The sequence below is a fragment of the Paraburkholderia sp. BCC1884 genome, from assembly GCF_900996225.1.
Lineage (GTDB): Bacteria > Pseudomonadota > Gammaproteobacteria > Burkholderiales > Burkholderiaceae > Paraburkholderia.
In genome coordinates, this window is sequence record NZ_CAAJGL010000090.1 from 83,992 (window position 1) to 96,091 (window position 12,100).

The window sequence follows — 12,100 nt, forward strand, 5'->3', positions numbered from 1 at the left end:
CCTCCTTTCTAAAAAATTGACTAGAAATTTGACGTGAGCGCGGTTCGATGCGGTTGGATGGGAAAGCGCGAAGCGCATCCGGGTCCTCCGATTGAAATCTTCGAGCCTGGCGGGCGGCCGGCGAATACTGATTCGCGGTACCCGTCGCAACGCTCCTCGAAGAAGAACGGCGATTGTAGCAAATCGAGATGGCTTCGGGGTGTGGGCGGCGTTTCGTGAGAGCTAGCCAGGCGCGGTCGTTCAGGCCGTTACGTTGGCCGCGCGCAAGTGCGCGATGCCCGCCCGCGCGGTGTCGAGGAATTGCTTCGACACATGGAATGCGTCGGCGACATCGGCAGGTGACGGCTTTTGTAAGCCGAGGGCGATGCGGAAATAACGTTCGGCGTGGATACCGGCGTGGTAGTGCATACGCACGCGTTTCGCGTCGGCGAGGCGGCGGTTGCCGAAGATCTCGCGCAACGCCCACGAAAACGCGCCGTCTTCTCCGCCGATGCGGCGAAACGCATCGTCCATCGGAAAACCGCCGAGTGCCGCGTACCCCGCGCGACGGATGATCAAGCTGCTCGGCACGGTGTTGCTGAGTGTCGCCGCGTGCTTTGCGAAATCGGGGTGGCCGGTGAGTTCGGCGGGGAAATCCGTGTACTCGACATCGAGCCGTACCGAGATTTCCGCGGGGTTTTGCGTGAGGAAAGCACTCGCAGCGGCTAGAGCGCCGGGCAGGTATTCGTCGTCGGCGTCGAGGAAGGCGAGCAGATCGTGCCTCGCATGCATCGCGCCCCAGTTGCGCGCCCGCGCTGCGCCGCCGTTCGAGGGCATTTTCAGCAGGTCCACACGGGGGTCGACCGTCTTGCAATACGTGACGATGTCCGCCGACGCATCGCCCGATCCATCGTCGACGACGATGATCTGGGCGGCTTGCGGCTGAATCAGACAGCTTTGTAGTGCGCGCGCGAGCGTCGCCGCGCCGTTGTAGCAGGGAATGATGATCGAAATGGGCGTCATGTTGGAAAGCGAACGAAGCGGGCGGCCGGTGGAGAACCGGCGATGGTAGCCCGCTTGCGGACGCGCTCATCCTGAAATGGCGCGGCCCGTTGGAGGTCACGCGCGTCGAGCGGGTGCGTGATCGCGGCGTAAAATTGCGCCGCAAATCGCGTCGTTTATAGCGCGCTCGAACATGGCGTCGATGCGCCGTTAAATCGGCAACAGCCCCAGCATCGGCGCGAGCAGCACCATCACCACACCTGCAATCATCATCGTCAGACTGGCAACCACGCCTTCTTCGCTGCCGAGTTCGCGCGCCTTCGCGGTGCCCACCCCGTGCGCCGCCGCGCCGAACAATGCGCCGCGCGCGAGGCGCGTGCGCAACGGCACGAGCCCGAGCACCAACTCACCGAACAGCATCCCGCACACCCCGGTCGCAATGACGAACAGCGCGGTCAAATCCTTCGGCGCATGAATCTTGTCGGACACGGCCAGCGCGAACGGCGTGGAGACTGAGCGCGTCATCAAACTGCGCTGCAACTCCGGTGACAGATGCAGCAGCTTAGCGAGCATCAGCGATCCGCCGACGGCGACCACGATCCCCACCGTCACGCCGACGGTCAACGAAATCCAGTGGCGCCGGAGCAATGCGCGGTACTCGTAGATCGGCACGGCGAACGCGACCGTGGCGGGCCCGAGCAGCCACATCAACCAGCGCGTGTCCTGAAAGTAGACAGGATAGGGAATGTGCGCGAGCACGACGATCGCGGCGAGCACGGCCGGCACGGCGACCAGCGGCGTGAGCCACGGCGACTTGAAACGCGCGTACAGCGCCTTCGACGCGAAATACAGCGCGACGGTCGCCACGAAGCAGGCCGCCGCGATCAGCCGCGAGGCGTCGTCGGCAAAGAGGGACGAATAGAGCGAGTTCATGGGCGGATTTCGGACGTCGATGTGCGGCGGGAAAGCAATGTGCGGCGGGAAAGATCAGGCCCGCGCCGTGTGCCGCGCAATCATCACGCGACGCAGCGCGAGGCGTCGTTCGAGGCGCGCCGCCTGCTCGACGGCAAACGCCACGGCGATCATCACCATCAGCGTACCGGCGACCACCACCAGGGCGAGCCGCCAGCCGTCTTCGCGAAACAGGCCGCCGTACTGCACGGCGGCGACTGCGGCCGGAATGAAGAACAGCAGCATGTCGGACAGCAACCAGTCAGCGCCGGCTTTCACCCAGCGCGGCGCGACGCCGCCGCAAAACAGCAGCGCCAGCAACGCCACCAGTCCGACGACGCCGCCCGGCACCGGCAAGTGCAGCATGCGCGCGGCGTAATCGGCGACGAACCAGAGACCGCACAGCGCCGCGCTCTGCACGGCAATCCGCGCGACACGCAGGGCGCCGCTCGCGCGGCCGGCGCGGGCGAAGCGGGTCAGCAGTCGCGTCGTCATGGCAATCCCTAGGTGACTTTGGATGAAAGGCAGTATAGGTTGCACTGCAGCATAAATATAATGACTTACAATCATCCAAAACATTCCAATTTGGAATTCTGGAGCTTGAGATCGTGGAACTACGTGCGCTGCGGTATTTCGTCGAAGTGGTGCGTCAGCAGAGTTTCACCGTGGCCGCCGAGCAGATGTTCGTCACGCAGCCAACCATCAGCAAGATGGTGAAGTCGCTCGAAGATGAAATCGGCTCCCCGCTGCTGCTGCGCGACGGCCGTCAGATGGTGTTGACCGACGCCGGACGGATCGTCTACCAGCGCGGCCAGGACGTGCTTGCGGCGCACGCGCGGCTGCAGGCCGAGTTGAACGATCTCGACACGCTCGGCCGCGGCGAACTGACCATCGGCATTCCGCCGATGGGCGGCTCGCTCTTTACACCGGCTATCGCCGCGTTCCGTCAGCGCTATCCGAAAATCGAACTGAAGTTGTTCGAGCAAGGTTCACGCGCGATCGAAACGGCGCTCATCAACGGTGAGCTGGAACTGGGCGGGGTGCTGCAACCGGTCGACCCGGAAAACATCGAGGTGCTGCCGATCACGAGCCAGTTGTTATGGCTCGTCGCGCGCAAGGGGTCGCGCTGGGACGAGCTACACGAGGTGCCGCTCGCCCAGTTGGCCAATGAACCGTTCGTCTTTTACGGCGAGAGTCTCGCGCTCAATGACGTGGTGTTGAACGCATGCCGCGCGGCGGGGTTTGCGCCGACCATCGTCGGACGCAGCGGGCATTGGGATTTCATGGCGGCGCTGGTGCTGGCCGGTGTCGGCATCGCGTTGCTGCCTGCGCCGTATTGCCGGCGGCTCGACCCCGCGCAGTTCACCTGCCGACCGGTCGTGGAACCCGAGATTCCGTGGGAAATGGCGATCGGCTGGCGCCGCAATGGCTATCTGTCGCATGCGGCGCGCGCCTGGATCGAAGTCGCGCGCGAGGCGCTACCGGGCCAAGCCGGCGACGATTTCATGCTCGGGCCGGGTATCGGCGTGAATGGAATTACCGTGCCAGCGCAGACGCCGTCCGCGAAATGACCCCTATGCCGCCCGGCGACGAACCGGGCGGCGAATCGCTCGATCCTTTGCAAGCTTCATTCAAGCAGTAGCCGGCAACTTTACCGAAACCGCCGGCGCGTCTCGACGCGCTGCCGCGATCAACTCTGCCGCCCGCTCGCCGATCATCACAGTCGGGGCGTTCGTGTTACCGCCGATCAGCGTCGGCATCACCGACGCATCGACGATCCGCAAGTTCGTCACGCCCCGCACCCGCAACTGCGGATCGACCACCGAGCGCGCATCGCCGCCCATCCGGCAGGTCGCCACCGGGTGATAAATCGTGTCCGCATGCTCGGCGATGGTCTGACGCAATTGCGCCGGCGACTGCCCCGAGTGCGTGTACAACTCGCGGCCGCCGCACAGCGCCAGCGACGGCGCGTCGAGAATGCGCCGCGCCATCTGCGCGCCCTCGACCAACAGGTCGAGATCGCGCGAATCGCTGAAGAAGCGCGGGTCGATCACCGGCGCGGTCCGCGCATCGGCGCCCGCGAGCGTCACAGTGCCGCGACTATACGGACGCAACACGCACACGTGCAGCGAATAACCGTGGCCCCAGTGCATGCGACGGTTGTGATCGTCGACCAGCGCCGCGCAGAAGTGCAGTTGCAGATCAGGCCGATCGAGCGTCGGGCGGCTCTTCAGAAAACCGCCGGCCTCGGCCACATTGCTCGACAACATGCCGGTCCCATGCCGCATGAAGGTGGCGAACTGCGGCAGCATGCGCGCAATGCCACGCAGCGAAAAACCGGTCGGCTCAATCGACGACACCCGCTTGTTGATCGTGAAATCGACGTGATCGATCAGGTTCTGGCCAACCTCGGGCGCGTCGTGCAGCACGGCAATGCCGTGCGAGCGCAGATGCGCGGCCGGCCCGATGCCCGAGCACATCAAGAGTTGCGGTGTATTGAACGCGCCCGCCGCGAGCACGACTTCGGCACGCGCTTCGAGCATCTCGGTACGGCCGCCGCGCACGACTTCGACTCCGTTAGCCCGCTTGCCATCGAAGGTCACGCTCAGCACCGTCGCGTCGGCGATCGTATGCAGATTCGGACGCTCGCGATCGTAGATGTAAGCGCGCGCCACGCTGCAGCGGCGGCCGTCACGCTGCGTCACCTGATAGAAGCCGACGCCTTCCTGGTCCAAGCCGTTGAAGTCGCTATTCGGCGGGTAGCCGGCTTCGATGGCGGCTTTCACGAACCGCTTCGAAAACGGATTCTGATACCGCAGATCGGACACCGTGAGCGGGCCGGCGTCGCCATGCCATGAATCCGCGCCGCGTTCGTTGCCCTCGGCGCGGCGAAAATACGGCAGCACCTCCGCCCACGACCAGCCCTCACAGCCGAGTTGCGCCCATTCGTCGTAGTCCAGCGGATGACCGCGCGTGTAGATCATCGCGTTGATCGCGCTCGATCCGCCGAAGCCGCGTCCGCGCGGCTGATAGCCCTGGCGGCCGGCGAGCCCCGGCTGCGGCGTGGTCAGATAACCGTAATTGGTCTTGAGCTTATGCGGCACCACGGCCGCGACGCCGACCGGCATGTTGACGAACAGATTGCGGCCCGTATGCGGCCCGGCTTCGATCAGGGCTATCGTCGCGTCCGGGCAGCTATCCGCGAGGCGGCTCGCCAGCGAGCAACCGCCCGAGCCTGCACCGACGATGATGTAGTCGTATTGCATCCGCGCCTCCTTGTGGGTCGCGGTGCCCGCGAACCCTGTCTCGTGCACACTTGTCTACGTGCGTTTTACGGCATTGTAGGGAGCGTTCCCGAGCCGCGGCGGGTTCACGCCAGAGCGATTCCTCTAAACGGAAGGCGTCGCCCGACCCTATGATGAAAGACGCGCCAGCGCCCGCCGGGCGGCCGCGCACGACATTCAAACAGGACGCCGGGCGTCCTTTGCGTCAAGCGTGCGGCACGACACGCGGCGCTCAAACGGCACCGTCGTCGACCCTGGTCGGCGAGCCTGCGTTCAACGGAGACAGCAGATGCAACGGCACAGCTTCGGCCAGACTCACGAGGTGACGAATCAGGTCCCGCCTCTCGCGAACTACAACCTGTTTTCCAGCGACGCCGCCCTGAGCGCCGCCCTCGAACGCGACGGCGCGGCCTGGCATCGCGACGCGTTGCTGCGGCACGGCGCGGCGCTCACCACGCCCGACGTCCTCGAACTCGCCGAACTCGCCAACCGTCACACGCCCGAACTCTTCACGCACAACCCGCGCGGCGAGCGTATCGACGCGCTGGAATTTCATCCGTCGTGGCATGCTTTGCTGGCGCTGCTACGCGGCGAAGGCCTGCATGCGCTGCCGTTTTCCGACCCGCAACGTGGCGCGATGGTCGCACGCTGCGCGGGCTACTTTCTGCATGCGCAACTCGAATCCGGCTCGCTCTGCCCGCTGACCATGACCTTCGCGAGCATTCCGGTTTTGCAGCGCGAACCTGCCCTGTTCGAGACGCTGCGCGACAAGCTCTACGCACGCGAACACGATCCGCGCGATCTGCCGCTCACGCAGAAGACCTCGGCGATGATCGGCATGGGCATGACCGAGAAGCAAGGTGGCTCGGACGTGCGCAGCAATCAAACGCTCGCGCATGCGTTGGGCGGCAGCGGCCGTGGCGCGCAATACCGGCTGGTCGGTCACAAGTGGTTTTTCTCCGCGCCGCAATGCGACGCGCACCTCGTGCTCGCCCGCACCGACGACCACGAAGGCGTCTCGTGTTTCTTCGTCCCGCGCTTGGCACCCGACGGCCGCAAGAACGGCGTGCAGATCCAGCGCCTGAAAGACAAGCTCGGCAATCGCTCGAATGCGAGCAGCGAAGTCGAGTTCTTCGACGCAATCGGCACGATGATCGGCGACGAAGGACGCGGCGTGCCGACCATCATCGAAATGGCGAATTACACGCGGCTCGATTGCGTGATCGGCAGCGCGGCCTTGATGCGCGCGGCGCTGGTGCAGGCAATCCATCACGCGCGACATCGCAGCGCGTTCGGTCGGCATCTCGCCGAGCAGCCCTTGATGCGCAACGTGCTCGCCGATCTCGCGCTGGAGTCGGAAGCCGCTACCGTGCTGTTCATGCGGCTCGCGCGCGCGTTCGAAGCGTCGACCGATGCATCGTCGGGTTCGTCGGCCGAGCGCGCGTGGCGGCGTATCGTCACGCCGGCGGCGAAGTACTGGGTCTGCAAACGCACGCTCGAATTCACCGGCGAGGCGATGGAAGTCTGGGGCGGCAATGGCTACGTCGAAACCGGTCCGATGGCGCGCTTCTATCGCGAAGCACCGGTGAATTCGATCTGGGAAGGCTCGGGCAATGTGATGTGTCTCGACGTGCTGCGCGCGATGGAGCGCGAGCCGGAAGCCGCGCAGGCCTTGTTCGCCGCGTGGCAAGCCGACGCCCAGGGGCATCCGGCCTTGAGCGCCGCCCTCGGCAAACTCGCCGCTGCACTCAACGGACCGGTCGATCAGCGTGAAGCGTCGGCGCGGCGCATCGCCCAGCAGATCGTGCTGATCGCGCAGGCCACGTTACTGCTCAAGCACGCGCCAGCCGAGGTCGCCGAGGCATTCATTGCGACGCGGCTTGGCGATGGCTGCGGCGAGAGCGGTCGCGTGTACGGCACATTGCCGGCCACGTTCGATCACGCGGCGATCATCGAGCGGGCGTTCCCGGTCTGAAGCAAAAACCGAAAAAAACCGCACACCAATAAGCGCGAGACAACGCGCACCGATATCCATCAGGGAGATGAACCACATGAAGAACGATCTGCCCGAGGTCGCCGCCCTCGAAGCGCTGCTGCGCGACCAACGCCACGCTTATCTGCGCGCGCCGTATCCGTCGTGGGACACGCGCGCCACGCATCTGAAGGCGCTGCGCCAAGTCCTGCTCGACAATCGCGACGCCCTCGCCGACGCGATGAACGCCGACTTCGGCAATCGCGCGAAACAGGAAGTGCTGCTCGCGGAATTCCTGCTGGTGAAAGAAGAAATCGACGGCGCGCTACGGCATGGCAAACGCTGGATGAGGTCGCAACGCCGCAGCACCAACAAATGGCTGCTGCCGGCGCGCGCCAAGGTTGTGCCGCAGCCGCTTGGCGTAATCGGCATCATCGTGCCGTGGAATTATCCGGTGCTGCTCGCGGCCGGTCCGCTGATCAGCGCGCTCACGGCCGGTAACCGCGCGATCATCAAGATGTCGGAACTCACGCCGCGCACCTCGGCGCTGTTCGAGCAGCTGATTGGCCAGACGTTCGCGCGCGATCACGTCGCGGTGGTCAATGGCGACGCCGCACTTGCCGCCGCGTTCAGCGCGCAGCCGTTCGATCACTTGCTGTTCACCGGCTCGACCAAGGTCGGCCATGAAGTGATGCGCGCCGCTGCCGAGCATCTGACGCCCGTCACGCTCGAGCTTGGCGGCAAGTCGCCGGCGCTGATCGGTGCGCACGCGCGCTTTGACAATGCGGTGGATAACCTGATCGCCGGCAAGACGCTCAATGCCGGGCAAACCTGCGTCGCGCCCGACTACGTGCTGGTGCCGCGCGGCAAGGAGCAGGCCTTCGTCGAACGGGCGCGCGCGCGCATGGCGAAGATGTATCCGGGGTTCGCCAGCAATCCCGATTACACGTCGATCATTTCGGAGCGCCACTTCGCGCGTCTGCAGCGCCTCGCCGACGAGGCCCAGGCCGCCGGCGCGCAACTGCACGCACTCACCGACGCCGCCCCCGATCCGATGAGCCGCCGCTTTCCGCTCGTCGCCATCACGAATGCGCCGGACGAATGTGCGTTGATGCAGGAGGAGATTTTCGGGCCGCTGCTGCCGATCATCCCGTACGACACGCTCGACGACGCGATCGCATGGATCAACGCCCGGCCGCGTCCGCTAGCGCTGTATCTGTATGCGGACGACTCGGCCACCATCGAGCGGGTCACGCTCGAGACCATCGCCGGAGGCATGGCGATCAACGAAACGCTGATGCATCTGGCGTGCGAAAGCCTGCCGTTCGGCGGCGTTGGGGCCAGCGGGATGGGGGCGTATCACGGCTACGAAGGCTTCGTGACCTTCTCGAAGATGAAGCCGGTGCTGACGCAGGCGCGGCTGAATATGCGCGGCTGGATCTCGCCGCCGTACGGCAAGCGGGTGAATGCACTGCTGAAGCTGATGATGCGGTTCTGAGGCGGCGGCCGCCGCTCAACGCCCGGCCGTGCCGCCTTCGATTTCCACGGCGACCACGTCGGTCACGTCCTGCGCATGCGCGTCGCCGCCTTGCGCAGGCTCGGTTTCCGCGCCGCTTTCCAGCCGATGCAGCCACGCCAGCAGTTCCGCCACCGCCTGATAAAGCTGCGGCGGAATCCGCGCGTCGAGGTCGACCTGCATCAGCAACGAGACCATCTCCGGCGCCTCGTGAACATACAGGCCTGCTTCCTTGGCCCGTTGCACGATCATCTCGGCAAGCATGCCGTAGCCTTTGGCGACGATGCGCGGCGCGGGGTCGCCACCCTGCGCGTCGTAGACGAGTGCTGCCGCGCTGCGGCGATGTTTGCGACTCATCACATGTCCCAATCGAAGTCGTCGAGCGAGGTGCCGTCCGCACGGCGGCCGGACCTGGCGGCCCGCGCGGTCGATGTCGCCGCATTGCTGGCGCTCGCTGAATTCGCCGCCGAGGCCGAGCGCGCGTACGCCGACGCCGCGGCTTGAGCCGCCGCCGCGCCCGCTGCATGGGTCCCGGTAGCCGGCGCACCGCCGCCGATCTCGCGAATCGTCAAACCGTTCAATTCGATGCCCGCCGCCGCCAGCCGCTGGCGGAAGCTCTCACCTTGCATCGCCAGACGCGACGCGCCGCCCGGACTGGCCTGGACACGCGCGACGAGCCGGTTGCCCGTCAATGTGAGATCCGCGTCGACCGTGCCGAGCGTCGGCAACGAAAGCGTCAGACGCGTGCGCCACGGCTGGTCGTCCTCGCTGGCGGCGCCGCCGCCGCTGCGGTCCCATTCGTCGCCTTCCTGTTCGATCGTCCAGTCGAGCTTGGCGCCCGGCCACGCTTCGCCGGTCCAGCGAAACTGGCCAGTCGCGAGCAGATCGAGTTGCTGACGCACCAGCGGCACCGTCGCCGGATGGACCGCGGCGGCCATCGACTGCGTGCCCTGTGTCGTGCCGCCGTCGGCCAGTTGCGCCGCCGCGCTATGCAAGCCGGCATGCGCGGTCTGGCCGTTCAGGTCGGATAAAGAATCGGCGAGCACCTCGCCCGCCACGAAGCGCGCGGCCTGAGCGGTCTGGATCGAGGGCATCGCACGGTTGGCCGGGTTCACGTCCGCCCCGCCGCTGTTCGGACCGTTCGGCGTGGTCCCCATGCCCTGACGCGGTGACGCGTTGGCGCCCGAAGCATCGCCGGCGTCGCTCGCCCAGTCCAGCGGTAGTTGCGCGGCAGCGGCCACCAGCTTGTTCTGTGCCTCGCTCGCAAGATCCGTTGGCGAGCGCTGACCGGCCAGCCATTGAGCAAGATGCGCCTCGTAGAACAGGCCGCTGTCGGTGACCGTCTGTTCGAGCGCCGCCGCGAGCGCGGCAACCGGCAACTGGGCCGCCGCGATATTGGCGGTGGCCGTCGTGCCGGCAGCGGCAGTCGTCGAACTGGAATTGGGGTTGGCTGCAGATGCGGCGGGCGCATCGTCGAAGAGCGGCAGATCGCCGATTTCGATATCCAGCGCTGGGGCCGCCGGCCAGATGGGCAACTGACCCAGCACCGCAGGCGTCGCTTCGCCACCCGAGGTCACGATCGCGTTGAGCGTCAGCGCGACGGCGGACAGCGCGGTTTGCGCGGAGGCCTGCGGCACGGCGTCTGGCGTGACCGAGGGCATCGTGATCGGCGCGGTGTCGATATCCGCCGCGCCGGTCTGCGACGCGGTCGCCCCGCCCGGCCCGATGTTGAGCAGGCTGTCAACGCGGTTCGCTAGCAGCGAAGCGACGGCCGTGTCGATTCCGTTCATGCCGGTTCCTTGGTCACTTTGGCGGCAGCGCGCTCAAATACAATCAGTCAGGCGATTAGTGGCGACGCGGCTCGCAAGCAAGCCAAACTCAGCGCGCCCCGTACAGCTCCTTGAGCACGCGCGTCGGCCGCCCGGCGAACAGCGCCGACAGCGTTGCCATGCGCGGATTCGCCAGATCGCGGATAGCCGCGTCGTCGGCGAGGATTTGCCGGATCAGCGCGTACTTGCGCAAGCGCTCGGACTCGTCGAGCTTGACGCCCGTCTCGGCGTCTTTCAACGCGTCCACCAGATGCCGGTATTCCTCTTGCAAGTGGACCAGATCGTTCCACAGTGCCCGCCTGGCAGCCATCAACATGCGGCAGGAAATCGCTGCAATCGCCTCGTAGCGGGCGAAATATTCTGCGTTCGATGTCATCTCATGCTTTCCGCGGCTGGCTGGGCTGCCATCCGCGCGATTTCCGGGGCAATCCCGATCCATGCCTCTTCGAGTGTCGACAGCAGGCCATCGACCTCGACCAGCATCGCCTCGCTTTGTTTTATGTTGGCTTCGAGCAGCCGGCGCGACATATAGCTATACAGCGCGTTCAACCGCTCTGCAATCTCTCCGCCTGCTTCCAGGTTGAGCGACTGCTGCAGCCCGCTTTCGACGATCTGAATCGCCTTGCCGATCGCCTCTCCACGAGCCGGCACATTACCCATCTGCAAATGCATGCGCGCTTGCGCGATTGCCTGCCGGGCGCCCTGATACAACATGACGATCAGACGATGCGGACTCGCGCCCATCACCCCTGTCTCGACGCCCACGCGTGCGTATGCGTTGGCTCCAGAGTGTCCTGGGGAAAACATCGGCGCTCCTCCTCTCTTGCACTGCGGTTGGTCGTGGCTTCCCACCGGGCACGTTGCCGCGCCGCGATTTTTGCCTGTACCTGGTTATCGGATAGGCAGCGGAAAAGCTTTAGGCCAGTGTAAGGAGGATTAAGGCGTCAGTTGGCACAGCCCGCACGGGCCACCGGCATGCACGTGTTCGGGCGGGCAGACCTGCCTTGCCGCCCGAACCGCGCTCAAACCTGCATCTGCATGATGTCGTTGTAAGCCGACACCAGTTTGTTGCGGACCTGCAAGCCAAACTGGAAGCCGACGTTGGCCTTCTGCATATCGACCATCACGTCGTTCAGCGACACATTCGACGAACCGAGCTCGAACGCCTGCGATTCACCGACCGCCTTGGTCTGGTCGGTGCTGATCTTGTCCAGCGACGCCTTCAGTGCCGAGGCAAAGCCGCTCGCCGTCGCCGCGCCGGACTGGTCGACCGCCGGGCTGGTGCCGCCGGCCGCTTGCGCCGCCATCGACTGCATCTGTTGCAGCGCCGACGTCAGCGCGTTCACGGGCATAGTCATGTTCTCTCCAGAATTAACGACCGGCATGTCATAACCGTACCGATCTGGACGAAAGCATAGCAGCGGCGCATGCGGGAAAGCCCCGAAAGTAGGGGGAAAACCCGGCTCTATTCAAGCAATCGGGTTTGCCCGCCCTGCGGATAATTTCAATGGTGAAAGTCTCTGTCCGTACGCCCGCCGACCCTCGGTGCGGCGGCAGGCGGCAGAAC

General features: G+C 65.5%; 12 protein-coding genes and 1 riboswitch. Of the genes, 3 read left to right on the top strand and 9 right to left on the bottom strand.

Annotated features, from left to right (window positions below):
* Positions 1–28: 28 nt before the first annotated feature.
* Positions 29–164: riboswitch (S-adenosyl-L-homocysteine riboswitch) on the bottom strand.
* A 76-nt stretch (positions 165–240) separates the two neighbouring features.
* The 3 genes from FQ705_RS19250 to FQ705_RS19260 form a co-directional block, all read right to left on the bottom strand.
* The gene (locus tag FQ705_RS19250; protein WP_144143657.1) at positions 241–1,002 is read right to left on the bottom strand and encodes a glycosyltransferase family 2 protein; all 762 of its coding nucleotides are present in this window, start codon (positions 1,000–1,002) and stop codon (positions 241–243) included.
* A 189-nt stretch (positions 1,003–1,191) separates the two neighbouring features.
* Positions 1,192–1,914, bottom strand: a complete 723-nt coding sequence (locus FQ705_RS19255; RefSeq protein WP_144143658.1) for an LrgB family protein — start codon at positions 1,912–1,914, stop codon at positions 1,192–1,194.
* A 54-nt stretch (positions 1,915–1,968) separates the two neighbouring features.
* On the bottom strand, positions 1,969–2,427 hold the full coding sequence (locus FQ705_RS19260; protein WP_144143659.1) for a CidA/LrgA family protein: 459 nt from the start codon (positions 2,425–2,427) through the stop codon (positions 1,969–1,971).
* A 113-nt stretch (positions 2,428–2,540) separates the two neighbouring features.
* Here FQ705_RS19260 and FQ705_RS19265 point away from each other — a divergent pair, with 113 nt between their 5' ends.
* Positions 2,541–3,503, top strand: a complete 963-nt coding sequence (locus FQ705_RS19265) for a LysR family transcriptional regulator (protein WP_144143660.1) — start codon at positions 2,541–2,543, stop codon at positions 3,501–3,503.
* 60 nt (positions 3,504–3,563) lie between these two features.
* On the opposite strand, the gene FQ705_RS19270 is transcribed toward FQ705_RS19265, so the two are convergent.
* Positions 3,564–5,198: a GMC family oxidoreductase gene (locus FQ705_RS19270; RefSeq protein WP_144143661.1), complete on the bottom strand. Its 1,635-nt coding sequence runs from the start codon at positions 5,196–5,198 to the stop codon at positions 3,564–3,566.
* A 307-nt stretch (positions 5,199–5,505) separates the two neighbouring features.
* On the opposite strand from FQ705_RS19270, the gene FQ705_RS19275 reads away from it, so the two are divergent.
* On the top strand, positions 5,506–7,191 hold the full coding sequence (locus FQ705_RS19275) for an isovaleryl-CoA dehydrogenase (protein ID WP_144143662.1): 1,686 nt from the start codon (positions 5,506–5,508) through the stop codon (positions 7,189–7,191).
* A gap of 76 nt (positions 7,192–7,267) precedes the next feature.
* Positions 7,268–8,686, top strand: a complete 1,419-nt coding sequence (locus tag FQ705_RS19280; RefSeq protein WP_144143663.1) for a coniferyl aldehyde dehydrogenase — start codon at positions 7,268–7,270, stop codon at positions 8,684–8,686.
* Positions 8,687–8,701: 15 nt separating this feature from the next.
* Here the strand turns inward: FQ705_RS19280 and FQ705_RS19285 are convergent, their stop codons facing one another.
* The 5 genes from FQ705_RS19285 to fliE form a co-directional block, all read right to left on the bottom strand.
* Positions 8,702–9,061: an EscU/YscU/HrcU family type III secretion system export apparatus switch protein gene (locus FQ705_RS19285; RefSeq protein WP_144143664.1), complete on the bottom strand. Its 360-nt coding sequence runs from the start codon at positions 9,059–9,061 to the stop codon at positions 8,702–8,704.
* Positions 9,061–10,494, bottom strand: coding sequence for a flagellar hook-length control protein FliK (locus FQ705_RS19290; protein ID WP_144143665.1), 1,434 nt, complete (start codon positions 10,492–10,494; stop codon positions 9,061–9,063). Before FQ705_RS19290 ends, FQ705_RS19285 begins: the two co-directional genes overlap by 1 nt.
* Positions 10,495–10,582: 88 nt before the next feature.
* The gene (locus FQ705_RS19295; protein WP_144143666.1) at positions 10,583–10,909 is read right to left on the bottom strand and encodes a flagellar protein FliT; all 327 of its coding nucleotides are present in this window, start codon (positions 10,907–10,909) and stop codon (positions 10,583–10,585) included.
* Positions 10,906–11,340 carry a flagellar export chaperone FliS gene (fliS, locus tag FQ705_RS19300; RefSeq protein ID WP_144143667.1) on the bottom strand — a complete coding sequence of 145 codons (435 nt, stop codon included), beginning with the start codon at positions 11,338–11,340 and terminating at the stop codon, positions 10,906–10,908. Before fliS ends, FQ705_RS19295 begins: the two co-directional genes overlap by 4 nt.
* A gap of 215 nt (positions 11,341–11,555) precedes the next feature.
* The gene (fliE, locus tag FQ705_RS19305; RefSeq protein WP_144143668.1) at positions 11,556–11,891 is read right to left on the bottom strand and encodes a flagellar hook-basal body complex protein FliE; all 336 of its coding nucleotides are present in this window, start codon (positions 11,889–11,891) and stop codon (positions 11,556–11,558) included.
* Positions 11,892–12,100: the final 209 nt, after the last annotated feature.